This is a genomic window from Hyphomicrobium sp. (assembly GCF_036833075.1).
In the GTDB taxonomy this organism is placed as follows: Bacteria; Pseudomonadota; Alphaproteobacteria; order Rhizobiales; family Hyphomicrobiaceae; genus Hyphomicrobium_C.
The window spans coordinates 1-16,390 of record NZ_DAITQL010000088.1; the positions used below are offsets into that span (position 1 = coordinate 1).

6 protein-coding genes are annotated in these 16,390 nt (G+C 66.2%); 4 read left to right on the forward strand and 2 right to left on the reverse strand.

Features of this window, described 5'->3' with window-relative positions:
* The 3 genes from V7082_RS18380 to V7082_RS18390 all read left to right on the forward strand — a co-directional run.
* Window positions 1–591: HlyD family efflux transporter periplasmic adaptor subunit (locus tag V7082_RS18380; protein ID WP_334150861.1), on the forward strand; the 591-nt coding region annotated here is incomplete at its 5' end.
* 550 nt (window positions 592–1,141) lie between these two features.
* The gene (locus tag V7082_RS18385; RefSeq protein ID WP_334150862.1) at window positions 1,142–5,836 is read left to right on the forward strand and encodes a MupA/Atu3671 family FMN-dependent luciferase-like monooxygenase; all 4,695 of its coding nucleotides are present in this window, start codon (window positions 1,142–1,144) and stop codon (window positions 5,834–5,836) included.
* A 54-nt stretch (window positions 5,837–5,890) separates the two neighbouring features.
* Window positions 5,891–6,862 carry a hypothetical protein gene (locus V7082_RS18390; RefSeq protein WP_334150863.1) on the forward strand — a complete coding sequence of 324 codons (972 nt, stop codon included), beginning with the start codon at window positions 5,891–5,893 and terminating at the stop codon, window positions 6,860–6,862.
* A 24-nt stretch (window positions 6,863–6,886) separates the two neighbouring features.
* On the opposite strand, the gene V7082_RS18395 is transcribed toward V7082_RS18390, so the two are convergent.
* On the reverse strand, window positions 6,887–13,393 hold the full coding sequence (locus V7082_RS18395; RefSeq protein ID WP_334150864.1) for a type I polyketide synthase: 6,507 nt from the start codon (window positions 13,391–13,393) through the stop codon (window positions 6,887–6,889).
* 474 nt (window positions 13,394–13,867) lie between these two features.
* Window positions 13,868–14,230: a hypothetical protein gene (locus tag V7082_RS18400; RefSeq protein ID WP_334150865.1), complete on the reverse strand. Its 363-nt coding sequence runs from the start codon at window positions 14,228–14,230 to the stop codon at window positions 13,868–13,870.
* A gap of 57 nt (window positions 14,231–14,287) precedes the next feature.
* On the opposite strand from V7082_RS18400, the gene V7082_RS18405 reads away from it, so the two are divergent.
* The gene (locus V7082_RS18405) at window positions 14,288–15,856 is read left to right on the forward strand and encodes an ABC transporter ATP-binding protein (RefSeq protein WP_334150866.1); all 1,569 of its coding nucleotides are present in this window, start codon (window positions 14,288–14,290) and stop codon (window positions 15,854–15,856) included.
* Window positions 15,857–16,390: the final 534 nt, after the last annotated feature.

Consider the following 16,390-nt stretch of genomic DNA (forward strand, 5'->3'; position numbering starts at 1 on the left):
CATGGCTCCAGTCTCTCAAGAGTTGGAGCCTCCGGCAAACCCGGGGCGGTTCAGGTTGCCAAATCGAATGTCACCAGAGCGCAACTCGACTATGACCGCAGGGCAGGACTAAAGGGATCGCCGTCCTTTAATCGCGCAGCCTTTGAGGATGCGGAAGTCGCTTTGCGGGCTGCGGAAAGCGCGCTTCAGAGTGCGCAAAGCAGCGCCAAGCGTCGCGACGCGGAAGTCGCTCGCATAGGGCTCGAAATACGTCTCGCAGAAATCAACGCGCCCTATGACGGCCTCGTGGTCGACGTGCTTACAAATGCAGGCGCCTCGGTTACTCAAAGGGCACCGGATCTTCTAACGCTCCTTGATCTCAATCAGGTCGAGATTGCTGTGCCGGTTTCCCAAAGTACGGCCCAGAGTCTGGTGCTCGGCCAAAGCGTTGGTTATTCGCTCGCGAGCGGAGAAAATCGGACAGCTCGCGTCAGGGCAGTCGTACCACAGGGCACTGCATTCGTAGCGCGGTTGCAGTTGGACAGCACCGCCGATCTCCCTCTCGGGTTTCGCCACGAGCAACCGGTCCAGGTCTATCTGGAAAAGCGTTAGGTTGCTTACACATGATTGGGTGGAACATTGATGAGCCAAGACAAGCCAAGGGCCAGGAATATCGCTGAGCTCGGTGCCTTGCCTCGGGCAAGCGGGTCATGACTGACGCATGCCTTCGGCATGACGGAAGCAAGCTTTCAGCATGACGACGCCGTCATTGGCTTGTCCTGGCTCACCCCGCAGGGGCGCGGTTCTTTCGCGCTTTCGGTTCGAGCCGTGGCAGCGCAAATGGTCTCTCCTGTAACTGGAGGTCGCGAGCCGGCCGATGCGGTAACTCAAGGAATGAACCGGGATAATTCGTCCGTATCTCATTAACCATCGTCGCGGTTTTGGCCCGGAAGTTTGCGCGAAATCATCCGCAAAAATGCAAATATGGCATCCTTCATCACGAGCTCAGATGCGCCGGTCGCAACGTGGCGATTGCAAGAGCTTAGATGTGTGTTCGGGCTGGATTGGCGGCAGCCAGACAAGGATGTCGAAGGTCAAACCGATGCAAACTCCGAGTGCTTCAGACCTGATCGAGCAGGCGCTATCTATTTGAGGATGTTATATGATCAGCGCGGGGAAAAAATTTACATGCGTGGTGATGGGCGACGAGTCGCTTCTGATCCAGTGTGGCGAAGCCCTCCGCGATCGCGGCCATGACATCCGCGCGGTTGTAACCGCAAACGACCAGATCGCAGCCTGGGCGAGGACGCATGGGGTTCCCACGCTCGCCCCCGGCAGCGGTCTCGCGGATGCGCTCTCCGCCTACGACTACGACTGGTTTTTCAGCATCGCGAACCTGCGCCTGATCCCGGGCGACGCCTGGCGCAGAGCCCGCGAAGGTGCGGCCAACTTCCACGACGGCCCGCTTCCGCACTACGCCGGATTGAACACGCCCGCCTGGGCCATTCTGGCCGGCGAAACAAATCACGGCGTCACCTGGCACGCGTTGTCGGACGGGATCGACGAAGGCGACATCCTCGCCACGCGCGACATCGACATCAGCGACGACGACACAGCCCTCACCCTCAACACGAAGTGTTTCGAGGCCGGCATTGCGTCCTTCGCCGAGCTGATCGACGCGATCGAGGCCGGGACGCTCAAGGGCCTGCCGCAATCCTTCGAGACGCGCAAATACTACGCCAAGGCCCAGCGCCCCGAGGCTGCGGCCACCATCGACTTCGGCCGGTCCGTCCGCGAAATCGGCCGCCTTCAGCGCGCGCTGACGTTCGGCCAGCGCTACGCCAACCCGCTCTCACTGCCGAAGATCAGGACCACTGACGGCGCCTTCGCCGTAGCCGACATGGAGATCGACGCCGACAGCCCGCCAGGCGAGGCCCCAGGGACCGTCGTCTCCCTGGACGACACGTCGGCAGTCATCGCGGCCGCTGACGGCCTCGTTCGCATCAGAGCGCTTCACGACAGCGCGGGACTTGCCGTTCCGCTTGCTGGCGCGCTGCAGGCCGGAGAGACCCTTCCGCGGCTGTCGGAGACCGATACGCAGCGCCTGACCGAGCTCGCCGGCACGCTCGCCAACCAGGAGAGCTCCGTCCGCGCCCGCCTCAGGGGCGCCGCCGACCCGGAGATCGACGACCTCGCCCCGCAACCGGCCTCCGGCGGCATCCGCATCGAGACGCTGAGTGTGCCGCTCCCCGGCATCTGGACCGCCGACCGCACCATCTCGGCGCTCGCAATCTTCTTCGCGCGCACCGGCCATCGCGCCCGTTTCCGGCTCGCCTATGCGGACGACCGTCTCGCGGCGGCCAGCAAGGCCGACGCCGGCTATATCGCTCCCACCGTCCCACTCACCTTCGAGATCGACCGGCACACGACTGTTGCGGCGCTGAGCGCCGATGTCGCAACCGAGCTTGCCGAAGCACGGAAGAGCCCCGGCTATCCGGCCGACCTCGTGAGCTGCGATCCGAAGCTTGCCCGCGGTCATGCCAGCATCGCCCTCCGCGAAACGGCCGATCCCGTCACCGCCGATGCGGTCAAGGGCGCCGCGTTGACGTTCGTCGTGCCGGCCAGCGGCGACGCGCTCGAGGTCCGCGCCGACACCTCCCGCCTCGGCCGCGCCCGTCTCGAAACGCTGATCCGCGAGCTTCGCGCCGTGCTCGCCGCGCTCGAAAGGCCGGATCCGGCTCTCGCCGTCGCCGACCTTCCGATCCTCTCCGCGAGCGAAGTCCGGGAGCTCACCCTGGATCGCAACGCGACCGCGCGCGCTTATGACCGCGATGCGCTCGTGCACGAGCTGATCGCGCGCCAGGCAGCGCGAACGCCGGACGCCACGGCACTCATCTGCAACGGCGAGACGCTGACCTATCGCGAGCTCGAGGCGCGCGCGGGGCGCGTTGCGGCAACGCTCGCTTCGCTCGGCGTCGGTCCCGATACGCTCGTCGGCCTGCACGTCGGCCGCTCGTGCGATCTCGTCGTTGGTGCCCTCGCGATCCTGAAAGCCGGCGGCGCTTACGTGCCGCTCGATCCGACGTATCCGAAGGACCGCATCGCGCTGATGATCGAGGACAGCGGCCTTTCGGTCATCCTGACCGACGAAGGATCCGCGCCGCCTGTCTCCAGCGGCACCCGCGCCCTGACCATCGCCGAGGCCGCGGCGATGCCGGCAGCGCCCGTCACTCACGCGACGCCGGCCACGTCGCGCAACCTCGCCTACGTCATCTACACATCGGGCTCGACGGGACGGCCCAAGGGCGTGATGGTCGAGCACCGGAACGTCGTCAACTTCTTCGCCGGAATGGACGATCGCATCCCGCGGCCGGATGCCGGCGCACCGCAGCCGGTGTGGCTTGCCGTCACCAGCCTGTCGTTCGACATTTCGGTGCTCGAGCTGTTCTGGACGCTCGCCAACGGCTTTGCCGTGGTGATCCACGCCGGCCGGCATCAGGGCGCCGCCGCGCCGACGAAGCCGAGGCCGGCCAGCGCCGGCGCGCCCATCGATTTCAGCCTCTATTTCTGGGGCAACGACGACGGAGCCGGCCCGCGCAAGTATCACCTGCTGCTCGAAGGGGCGCGCTATGCCGATACGCACGGCTTTCGCGCGGTGTGGACGCCGGAACGGCACTTCCATGCGTTCGGCGGCCCCTATCCCAACCCGTCGGTAACCGGTGCCGCGGTGGCGGCCGTCACGCGCAATCTCGACATCCGCGCCGGAAGCTGCGTTCTCCCGCTGCACCATCCGGCCCGCGTCGCCGAGGAATGGGCGGTCATCGACAACATCAGCAACGGGCGCGCCGGCATCGCCTTCGCTTCCGGCTGGATGCCCGAGGATTTCCTGCTGCGCCCCGAGAATGCGCCCCCGCACAACAAGACGGCGCTGATGCGCGACATCGACGTCGTGCGCCGCCTGTGGCGCGGTGAAGCCGTGACCTTCGATGCGCCGAACGGCAAGACGGTGGACGTGCTGACCCAGCCGCGCCCCGTCAGCCGGGAGCTGCCGGTGTGGGTGACGACCGCGGGCAACCCCGATACCTATCGCGATGCAGCGCGCGCCGGCGCCAACGTGCTCACCCACCTGCTCGGCCAGTCCATCGCCGAGGTCGCCGACAAGATCAAGATCTACCGCGAGACGCTGCGCGAGACCGGCCGCAATCCCGCCGACCACACCGTCACGCTGATGTTGCATACGCTGGTCGGCCGCGACCGCGAGGAGGTCCGCGAGGCCTGCCGCGAGCCGATGAAGGCTTATCTCCGAAGCGCGGCCGGGCTGATCAAGGAATACGCCTGGGCGTTCCCCGCCTTCAAGAAGCCTCAGGGCGTCGCCAAGCCCATGGACATCGACCTGGGAACGCTCGACCCGGAAGAGTTCGATGCCATCATCGAGTTCGCGTTCCTCCGCTACTTCGACGACAGTGGTCTGTTCGGCACGGTCGCGGATGCGCTCGCGCGCGCGGATCAGCTCAAGGCCATCGGCGTCGACGAGATCGCATGCCTGATCGACTTCGGTGTTCCTGCGGATACGGCGCTCCAGGCTCTCGAGCCGCTGGCCGAGGTGGTCGCGGCTGTCCGCACGCAAGGCTCCGATCTCTCGGCTTCCAATCTTCCGACCGATGCCGGAGAGGACGGCAGCCTCGCCGCTTCGATCCGCCGCCATGGCGTCACACATATGCAGTGCACGCCGTCGATGGCCGCCATGGTGCTGATGAGCGACGACGACCGCAGCGCACTCGGCGCGGTGAAGCATCTCTTCATCGGCGGCGAAGCGCTTCAGCCTGCGCTTCTCGCCGACCTCCGCAAGGTCACCGACGCGACGATCGAGAACATGTACGGACCGACCGAGACTACCATCTGGTCGTCGACGGGTCCTGCCGTGGCAGGTCGCGAAGGCGCCGCACCGCTCGGCACGCCGATCGCCAACACGCGGCTCTATGTCCTCGACGATGTCGGCCGTCTCGTGCCGAAGGGCGTGGCAGGCGAGCTCCATATCGGCGGCGATGGCGTCACGCGCGGCTACCTGAAGCGCGACGACCTCACCGCGGAGCGCTTCGTCCCGAACCCGTTCCTCGACGGCGGCCGGATCTACCGCACCGGCGACCTCGTGCGCATCGGCGAGGACGGCGAGATCCACTTCATCGGGCGCGCCGACCATCAGGTGAAAGTGCGCGGCTACCGCATCGAGCTCGGGGAGATCGAGGCTCGCATCGGCCTCCATCCCGCCGTCGCGGAAGCCGTGGTCGTCGCCCGCGAGGACGAGCCGAACGACGTGCGCATCGTGGCCTACGTCCGCTACGATGAGGCGCCCGTACCGGAGGCCGAGCTCAAGGCCCATGTCCGCGACGCACTGCCGGACTTCATGACCCCGGCACACTTCGTCACCCTGCAATCCTTCCCGCTGACTCCGAACGCCAAGGTCGATCGGAAGGCCCTTCCCCGTCCGGAAGAGGCAAGCCAGGCAACGGCGGCCATCGCCTACACCGCCCCGGCCAACGACCTGCAAGCTCGCCTCTCGGACGCCTTCAAGAACCTGCTCGGCGTCGCGCGCGTCGGCGTCTTCGATAACTTCTTCGCGCTCGGCGGACATTCGCTGCTGGCGGTTCAGCTCCACCGCGAGCTCAAGGCCAACGTCGCACCCGAGCTCACGATCACGGATATCTATCGTTTCCCCACCGTCTCCGGCCTCGCCGCGCACATCCAGGACCGCGGCCAGGCGAGCAAGCACCTCGGCCAGGCCGCCGACCGCGCGGCGGCGCGCCGCCAGGCGATGCTCGGACGACGCGCTGCCGTCGAGCGCCCGCGTGCATCATAAGGAGCGTGCGCCGCAAGGAGGAAGAGCAAGCTGACCTTACGCAGACCCCATGCCTTGGCCCGCGGAGCCGTCGCCACGCGCTCCTTCATCGTCTCGCTGTGCCTTTCGCTCTCCGCCTGCACGCTCGGCCGATGCAGCGTGCCGCCGCCCATGGCGCAGGCCGAATTCGAAGCTCTCTACGCGGCCCCTTTGCCGAAGCCCGCTTCCGCATTGAAGGTGTTTCACCTCGGGCACAGCCTGGTCGGCCGTGACATGCCGGCCATGCTCCAGCAACTGGCGCCAGAAGGGCATCGCTACGATAGCCAGCTCGGCTGGGGCACGCCTCTCAAGACCCATTGGGGACCCAAGGAGGGCATCAACGGCTTTGCGACCGAGAACGATCATCCCCGCTACCGGGATGCGAAGGAGGCCCTGCTGAGCGGGGAGTACGATGCCTTCGTCATGACCGAAATGGTCAACCTCACCGACGCCATCCGGTATTTCGACAGTTGGGATTATGCGCGGCGGTGGGCGCGTCTCGCGCGCGAGGGAAACCCCGTTATCCGGGTCTATCTCTACGAGAGCTGGCACGATCTCGACATTGCAGGCGGGTGGCTCGACCGCCTCGACAGCGATCTTGGGACCCTGTGGGAAGGCGAGATCCTCCGCAGGGCGATCGAGCCGGAAGACCCAAAGCCGATCTATCTCATTCCGGCCGGGCAAGTCCTTGCCCGTCTGGTGCGAGATATCGAAGGCTCGGGCGGCTTCGCCGGCCTCACGCGCCGCGAGGACCTTTTTTCGGATCGGATCCATCTCAACGACATCGGTGCCTACGTCGTCGCGCTCACGCACTTCGCGGTGCTCTATCAACGCAGCCCTGTGGGGTTGCCGCATCGGTTGCACCGCGCCGACGGCACGCCCGCCACGGCGCCGAGCGAAGAGGCGGCGCGGCGGATCCAGGAGATCGTCTGGGAGGTCGTCACGTCACTTCCGCGGACGGGGGTGCCTCAAGCTGCTGCAGCAAGCGGGTCCGCACGCGAACCGTAGAGCGGCGCAGACGCCGCTCTACCGTCATTCGGCCGCGACGCGAGGGATGTCGGCGCCGCTGTCGGCGCGTGTGAGTTCCGCACGCAGATGGCCGGCTAGCACGCGAACGCTCGGCTCCAGCACCATGCTGTCGTGGTTGCCCGGCACCTCGCGGATCGACAGATCGGCACTATAGCGCGACCAGCCGTTGTCGGCCCTCACCAGCCCGCGCTCGCTGTTCAGGTCGCGGCCGCCCGTAATCTTGTAGGCAATCTCGAGCCGCGGGCGCAACAGCAGGACCGGTCCGGGATACGGCTTGCCCTCATAGCGCGCCACGGCGCGCCGGAAGGCGGCCTCGATCTCCTCGTTGTGGAACTGCTCGGCCGACTTGGGGACCGCGACGGCGCGGGCCTGGCGCTGGCGGCGCGACCAGGCGATGCGGTTGCGCACCCAGTTCGCAAGCGAGGCGAGGCCATCGCGCTTGAAGTCCTGGAGCTTCATGGCGATGCGATCCTGGACGGATAGCACGGCCTCGTCGGGATAGGGCGTATCGAGCAGGACGACCAGCGCCGTTTCCTCGCCGTCGGCACGAAGCTGCTGGGCCATCTCGTAGGCCACGAGCCCGCCGCCCGAGAAGCCGCCGATCAGATAGGGGCCGTGCGGCTGCACCGTGCGGATCTCGGCGAGGTAGTCGCGCGCCATCTCCTCGAAGGTTTCGTGCGGCTCCTGGCCGCCGTAGATGCCGCGCGCCTGCAATCCGTAGACCGGACGGTCGGCACCGATCTGCATGGCGAGGTGGCGGAGGTTCAGAATGTTGCCGAACATGCCCGCGCAAAGGAAGAACGGCGTGCGGGGCGTCTCCTTCCCGCTGTCCATGCGCACGAGGTGCAGGAGGCGCGGCCGATCGATCGGCGTCACGGTGGCGCCGGTGTCCACTCTGTCCGCACCGGAGGCGACCGCGTCGGCGCCGGGGGCGGTGGCCCGCGTCGACGACCGCTCGATCAGCGCAGCGCACCCGGCGATGGTCGGCGCCTCGAACAGCGTCGAGATCGGGAACTCGACGGCGTAGGCCGCCTTGATCATGCGGAACAGGCGCACCGCGATCAGGGAGTGCCCGCCAAGATCGAAGAAGCTGTCGTGAATGCCGATCTTCGTGACGCCGAGCAGCTCGCTCCAGAAGCCGGCCAGCGTTTTCTCGATGTCGGTCCCGGGCTCGATGAAATCGACGCCGAGATCCGGACGCTCGAAGGCCGTCGCGGCCGCCTGCGGCACCTCCGTGCGCGACGCTGCGCGCTCGAGTGCGGGAAGGTCCAACGAGCTGACGATGACCTGGGGCTTGCCGGCCCCGACCGCGCGCAGGAGCGCTTCGAAGCCCTCTTCCGGCGAGATGCCCTGATCGACCTGGGCGGCGAGCCGCGCGAGCGCCGGCGGCAACTCGGCATCGCTCGTCGTAGACCCTTCCGCCGCCCGGCCGCGCCTTTCGCCCTCTTCGGACAGCGATGCGGCGAGGTCCGCTCCCTGAGCGAGCTTTCTCACGGTGAAGCCCTGCACCTCGACCAGCACGCGGCCCTTTTCATCCGAGATCGTGATGTCGAAGGTGGCGTATCCCTCGCCGAGGTCTTTTGCGGGATCGTGGCGCACGTGGCTCCATACGGTCGCCGGCAACGGCGCGTAGACGCGCATGCGCGCGTACGTCATCGGCACCCAGAGACCCGCGGCGGGATCGTACCCGTCGATGAGGTCCATGGCGTAGCCCGTGGCGATGTCGAGCAAGGCCGGATGCAGCAGGTAGCCTTGCTCGATGTCGGGCTCGTACGCCTCGGAAAGCGCGAGCTTTGCCATCGCCTCGCCGCGTCCGAACGCGACCGAGCGCAGCACCTTCCAGCGCGCCCCGAAGCGCAGGTGGCGCTCCTGCGCAGACGGCAACGGCGCACCGCCGTCGGCCAGCGTCCGCTCACCACAACGCGCCAGGACGCCGGCGTGATCCACGGCGGCGGGCTTTGCGGGGGGCGGAATGCGGACGTTGGCCTCGGCGTGCCGCACGAGGCCCGTCCCCTGCTCGCTGTCGACGGCAAGACTGTAGCCGCCCGCGACCGGCGCCAGCGTCACGCGAACGGTGCGTGCCTCACCATCGGGCACATGAAGCGGGCGAAGGAACGTCAGGTCCTCGATCTCGAAGGGGCCGGCGACGCCCTCTTCCGACAGCGCCTCGGCGATCAGCTCGATATATCCCGTGCCGGGCCAGATCGCCTGGCCAGATGCCAGACGATGCTCGTCGAGCAGCCAGTGGCGAGCGCTGTCCAGCCGCGCCTCGAGCCATCCCTGCTTTTCGCCACGCACGCGGCGGTCGAAGAGCGGCGTCGCCGCCGCCTCGAGCCCGGGCGCGGCCTCCTCCCGCTCGGCGTCGGAGATGGCGCGGGCCGCGAGACCGATGTCCTTCCAGACGCCCCAGTGCACCGCGACGGTGCGGGGTGCCGATGTTCCGGCGCGCGCCTCGGCGAACGCATTGAGAAATGCGTTGGCGGCAACGTAATCCACCTGACCGGCGGGGCCGATGTCACTGCTCGTCGACGAAAACAGGACCAGGAGATCGAGCGGCTCGCGCGCGATCGCCTCGGCGAGGACCAGGGTTCCGAGCACCTTCGGCGCGAACACGTCCTCGACGTCCCCCACATCCTTGAGGGCGATCAGGCCGTCCTTGATGACGCCGGCCGTGTGCAACACGCCGTTCAAGGCGCCGAAGCGCGCCTTGGCCGTCTCGATGACACCGCGCAGAGCCTCGGAGTTGGTGATGTCGGCGCGCGCCACCATGACCTCGCCGCCCGCCTCCTCGATGCGGCGGATGGCGGCGATGGCGCGGCCGATGCGGTCCTTATCGCCATATGCGGCGAGATAGCCCTGCCAGCCGGCGCGGTCCGGCAGTGCGGTCCGGCCGACGAGAACCAGCCGCGCCTTGAAGCGACGCGCGAGATCCTCGGCCACGGCCGTTGCAAGATCGCCGAGGCCACCCGTTATCAGATAGACGCCGTGCTCGCGAAATGCGGCCTCGCCCCCGGAGGTCTTGTCGAGCGCCAGCGGCTCATGGGAGCGGATCCAGCGGCGGCCGCCCCGATGGGCGACGATCTCGCTCCCGGCCCCAGACATGAGCTCGTCCCAGAGGCGATCGAAGATGGCGTCCTCGGTGTGCTCCGGCGCATGCGCGCCGAGAAGCTTATGCGCAAGCCCGACCCGCAGATGCTCGATGAACGTCGACCCGCGGCTGATCGGAATATCGACCACGCGCACCGACACGTTGGGCATCTCCCGCGGAAGCACCTGGGCGGGACCCAGAACCGTCGCTTTCTCCGGATAGGACAACGCCTCGTCGCCGACGCGCTGCATGCCGTTGGTCACAAGCGTGATCTGCAGAGGATCCGTCAGGCCCGCATCCGAGAACGCCTGGGCGAGGAAAAAGACGCTGTTGAACCCGCGCTCCTGATTGCGATGAAAGAAACTCGATCCGGGGCGGAAGCTCTCGTCCTGCGTGACGAGCCACAGGTGGACGATCCGCCGCGGCAGGCCGCCTTCCGCCGCGAGATGGCGGATGAGCGCGTCGTAGCCCTCGCGGCCGTGCTCAGGGCACAGCACATAGTCCCCGGGACCGGCGATGCCGAACGCATCTCCGAGCGTGACGGTCGCCACGTTCGCCCCTTGCCGGCGCAGACGGGCGACGGTCTCCCGGCCGAGCGGCCCTCCGTCGAGGAAGACGAGCCACGAGCCGGCGACCTCCTCGGCGCCGAGGCGCACATCCGCCAGCGACGGCCGCCAGACAGGCTGCCATCCCCAGCGGGCCATGTCGCGCTCCTTTGCGGGCGCAGCCTCCTCCTCGGCATCGCTCGCGGCGATGCGATCGAGGAAGTAACGCTGATGCTGGAAGGCATAGGTCGGCAGGTTGACGCGGCGCGGCGCGGCCGAAGCGTAGAGCCGCTCGAGCGGAACCCGAAGGCCGGTCGCCCAGGCGCGGCCGAGCGCGGTGAGGAAGTGCAGCCTGTCGTCGGCGTGCTCGTCGGCATGCGGAAGGCTGTTGATGACCTGGTTGGCGGGGACGCCCTGGGCCTTGGCGAGCGAGCCGAGCACGCGCCCGGGGCCGACCTCGATGAAGACGCGCGACGGCTCGGCGGCGAGCACGGCGATGCCGTCGGAGAAGCGGACCGGCGAGCGCAGGTGCCGCGTCCAGTATGCGGGGTCGCGCGCTTCCGCGGACGTGAGCCAGGTCCCGGTCAGGTTGGAGACGATCGGAATGGTGGGTGCGGCCAGCGGCGCAGCCCTGAGGAACGCCTCGAAGCGATCGAGAATCGGCTTCAGCATTCGGGAATGGGCGGCGATGTCGATCGGAATGCGGCTTGCGTCCAGGCCGTCGGCGACGAGTTCCTTGCGGAACGCCTCGAGCGCCTCGTTGGGTCCCGACACGACGCAGAGCTCGGGCGCGTTGACGGAGGCGATATCGAGATCGTCGGGAAGCCGCGCGGCGAGCGCTTCGTGCGTCAAGGCGACGCTCAGCATGCCGCCGGGCGGAACTTCCTCGAACAGCTCGCCGCGCAGGCGGACGAGGTTGACCGCGCGCTCGAAGCTCAGGACACCGGCGATGCACGCGGCCGCGTTCTCGCCCATCGAATGGCCAATCAGGGCCGACGGCTTCACGCCCCAGCTCATCCAAAGACGCGCGATGGCGACCTCGACGATGAGGATGGCCGGAAGTTGCAGCGCCGGGCGCAACAGGCGTTCGGCGGCGTCGGGCGCGTCGGCGCCCGCGGGCAGCCACACGTCACGGATCTCGCTCGCGGCGGCCGGCGGCAGATAGGAGAGCCCTTCGTCGACAATTCTGCGGAACGCGGGCTCGTCGCGATAGAGCGCGCGCGCCATATGCGGATACTGTGCGCCGCCGCCCGGAAACAGGAAGACGGCCTCGACTGTCCCCTCGACCAGCGCATGCGTAAATGCGCGACCGGCATCCGGGGCGGCGAGCATCGCGATCGCATCCTTGCGATCGGAGACCGCGACCACGCGGCGGTGCTCGAAATGACGGCGGCCGGTCAGCAACGTCGAGGCAACATCCTGGAGCGCCTGATCCTCATGGGTTTCCACGTGCGCAGCGAGCCGGCGTCCCGCCTCGTCGAGCGCCTTGCGGCTCCTCGCTGCGAGCACCAGCACCTGCGGGCCGACATCGGCGCGCGCCGCGTCCGCTTTCCTTTGCGGCGGCTGCTCGACGATGACGTGCGCGTTCGTGCCGCCGACGCCGAGCGAGTTCACGCCGGCCCGGCGCGGCGCGATACCCGCGGGCCACGGCGTCAGGCGATCTGCAACGACGAACGGGCTCTGGGCGAAGTCGATAGCGGGGTTGGGCTTCTCGAAGCCGAGCGTCGGCGGGATCTCGCCATGCTTCACGGCGAGCGTCGCCTTGATCAGGCTCACGACGCCGGCCGCGGTGTCGAGATGGCCGATGTTGGACTTCACCGAGCCGACATGGCAGAACCCGCGCTTGTCGGTGGTCTGCCGGAACGCCTGAGTCAGCGCCTCGATCTCGATCGGGTCGCCGAGGTAGGTGCCCGTGCCATGGCATTCGACGTAGCCGATGCTGTCGGCCTCGACGCCCGCCAGCGTCTGCGCCTCGACGACGGCTTCCGCCTGCCCGGTGACGCTGGGCGCGAGGTAGCCCGCCTTGCTCGCGCCGTCGTTGTTGATGGCGGTTGCCTTGATGACGGCGTGAATCGGATCGCCGTCGGCGAGGGCATCCGCAAGACGGCGCAGCACGACGACGCCCGTGCCGCTGCCGAACACTGTGCCCGATGCGCGATGATCGAAGGCGCGGCAATGGCCGTCCGTGGAGAGGATCTCGCCATCCTGGAAGAGATAGCCGCGCCGGTGGGGCAGCTCGATCGTCACGCCGCCCGCCAGCGCCATCTCGCACTCGCCGCTGATGAGGCTCTGGCAGGCATAGTGGACGGCGACGAGCGACGTGGAGCAGGCGGTCTGCACATTCACGCTGGGCCCGTGCAGGTCGAAGAGATAGGACGCACGCGTGGATAGGAAGTCCTTGTCATTGCCGGTGTGGCGCAGCAGGAACATGCCGACCTTGTCGACCAGCGACCTGTGGCTCAGGACGTTGAAATAGAAGTAGCTGCCCATGCCGCAGCCGGCGAACACCCCGACGGGGCCTTCGAGACGCTCCGGAGTGCGCGTCGAATCCTCGAGCGCCTCCCAGGCGCATTCAAGGAACTGGCGGTGTTGCGGGTCCATGATCGCCGCTTCCTTGGGGCTGAACCCGAAGAACTCGGCATCGAAGTTTTCGAGCCCCGGCAACTCGGCGGTGCGCGGGACGTAGTTCTTGCGGCGGATTTTGTCATGCTTCTCACCGGCGGCGATGAGCTGCTCTGTCGTTCTGGTCTCGATCGACTCGACACCCTGGCGGAGATTGGCCCAGAATTCCGCAACGGAGCGTGCGCCCGGCACGCGCAACGCCATGCCCACGATCGCGATATCGCTTTGGGACAGGACATTCTCGCTATCGGACATAATCGTCTCGTCTCCGGTCACTCACGTGCACGCAACGTGGCGGCGTTGCTCTCCAAGCCGATACAAAGGCCGGAAACCTTCGACACCCTCAATCCGCTCGTCCCAAAGACGTGCACGAAGTGCGCCACGCCGCGGGCCTTCCTCCGGCGCAGCGGACCGGCTCGCGCGCGAAGGGAATTGAAGCCTGACTGTATTCATTTTTGCGATGTCCCGAAAGAACATCTGCCGACACGGCAATTGCAGGGTGGAGCGTTCAAACGCGTGTTGCGCCGTCCATTCTTGAACGTGTCCCAGCAGGCCGACCCATATAGAATCCATGGTAAATGGAAACCTGACGGGACTGAACGTGCCGCTCTGCACATGGTTAAGAATGCGTTATGGGGCGCGCCGTGGCGACCGATCCATGAGAATCCTCACACCTCTCCAATGCCGCGGATGGCACCGGCGTACGGGGAAGACGGATGCGCGGTATGGTTACTCGCCAACTCTGACTGCAGTCGGGTTACGTCCGCTGTGGGCAGGTTTGCGCGGTTCCTGTAGAATGACCTGCGGACGCACCCCGGAGGAGAACTGCCAATGGGCATGCAAGCCCTTGGCATAGCTATCTTCGATGTCGACGACAGACAGCATCTGCTCATGGTGCCGCGCAGATCGGGCGGGGTGTGAATGATTGAATTCTACCGGAAGATCTTCTCGCTGCTCGATGCGCGCGAACGGAAGCGGTTTTGGTTTCTGAGCGCGATTATGGTTGCAGTTGCACTGGTGGAGGTCATTGGCATCTCCTCCGTGCTGTTGCTTCTCAATGTGCTCGCCGATCCTCAGCGCATTTCCGGACACGGGATGCTATCCGCCGTCTACAAGGGATTCGGCTTCGAAAGCATCTTCTCCTTCCAGGTGGCGCTCGCGCTCGCTGTGACTTGCGTGGTGATCCTTGGTCTGGCCGTCAAGGCCGGCGGCACCTATGCGATCACGCGCTTCGCTGCGTTGCGCAGCCATTCCATATCGAGTCAACTTCTCGGTGCTTATCTGCACCGGCCTTACACTTGGTTCCTGGGGCACAACAGCTCCGAAGTCAGCAAGAACATCCTGAACGAGGTGGACGGTCTTATCAGCCGGGTGATTACGCCCGCGCTGAAGTTGATTTCCAACATCCTCCTTGTGCTTGCGATCATGGCATTTCTTGTCGCCGTCAATCCGATGGTGACACTCCTGTCGGCTCTGCTGCTCGGCGGCAGCTACGCCCTGATTTACATCCGGTTGCGCGACGAGCTGCGCCGTTCGGGCGAAGAGGTCATGCAGGCGTTCGGGGAGCGGTTCCGCGTCTCGCAAGAGGCCACGGGCGGCATCAAGGACGTCAAGCTGCTCGGCCTCGAGGATGCTTATATGGAGGTCTACGAGAAGGCCGCCTTGCGTAGCGCGCGAGCCAGCGCGCGCCTTGGCGTCATGCTTGAGCTGCCGCGCTTCGCTCTCGAGGCGATCACCTTCGGCACCCTGCTTACGCTGGTTCTGCTGCTTTTGTTCCAACACGATGGGAACATCATGTCCATCGTGCCAACGCTTGGCATCTTCGCATTCTCTGTCATGCGACTTCTGCCGGCGCTGCAACAAATCTATCATGGGCTGGCCTCCATGCGCGGGGCCGACGCGGTGCTCAACACCATCAGCGCTGACTATGCCAATGCGAGCGCCCTCACACGCCCCTCCGCCGAGGTGGGACCCCCTCTCAAACTCGAGCGGGCGCTCGAGCTATCGGAGGTCGGCTTCGCCTACGCGTCGGCCGGGCGATCGGCGCTGAGCGAGGTCGATCTGACGATCCCCGCTCGCACCACTGTCGGCATCGTCGGCGGCACCGGTGCGGGCAAAACAACGCTCGTCGACGTCATTCTGGGCCTTCTGATCCCGGACAAGGGAAAAATCCTTGTCGATGGCGTTCCGGTCACAACCCAGAATTTGCGCGCCTGGCAGCACACTCTGGGTTACGTACCGCAGGCGATCTTTCTCACAGATGACACGATTGCGGCGAACATCGCCTTCGGCGTGCCAAAGGACGAGATCGACATGGCCGCCGTGGAGCGCGCCGCCCGTGCCGCTGCTTTGCACGATTTCGTCGCGACCGACCTGGCGGCTGGCTACAGCACGGTCGTCGGCGAACGGGGCGTGCGCCTCTCGGGCGGGCAGCGCCAGCGGATCGGCATCGCACGCGCGCTCTATCGCGACCCCTCGCTGCTGATCATGGACGAAGCGACCTCCGCCCTCGACAACATCACCGAGCGGGTGGTGATGGAAGCGGTTCATAACATCCGCACCGGCAAGACGATCATCCTGATCGCCCATCGTCTGACCACAGTGAAGGATTGCGATCTAATCTTCCTGATGGACCACGGGCAGGTCGTGGCGCACGGCACCTACGACGAGCTCGTGGCGGGAAATGAAACCTTCCGTAGGATGGCCGTGGGGCATTGAATTGATACCCACATAGCCAGGTTGAAAATGCCGTCAGCAATCGAGTATCAAGGTCGCGAAATCGCGATGCAAAGCTGGATGCCAACTCACAGGCGATGATCCAGGTCGACGCTCGGCCGGGATCCGCCTTCGGGCACATGCTGGAAGAAATTGCTTTGAAAAAGGCGTAGAGGTGCGGAGCTGCGGGCTCATCCGCGCATCGAACGGCACGGGCAGCGACTAGACACGCCTAGTCACGACGAAGGACGTGATCCGATTACGGTGTGCCTCACGCGTATTCAGTTAGCCAAGCCAGCACGAACGGCAGGCCCGATACGAGCGAGTTCGAAAGCCATCGAGAAGGCATCGTGCAGCCCCAGCCCGGCGATCAAGCGCAAAACCGACGATGATGGGTTCGGGATTGTTGAAGGCGTATCGACTGACGATGGTTAAGAATTGTGACCAGATCTTTTGATGGATCATGGTCGGCTTGTGGTGCAAGTGATGTGACCCCCGCAATTTAGTCCAGACGGCGCTAGAATCCGGCCCCTAGAG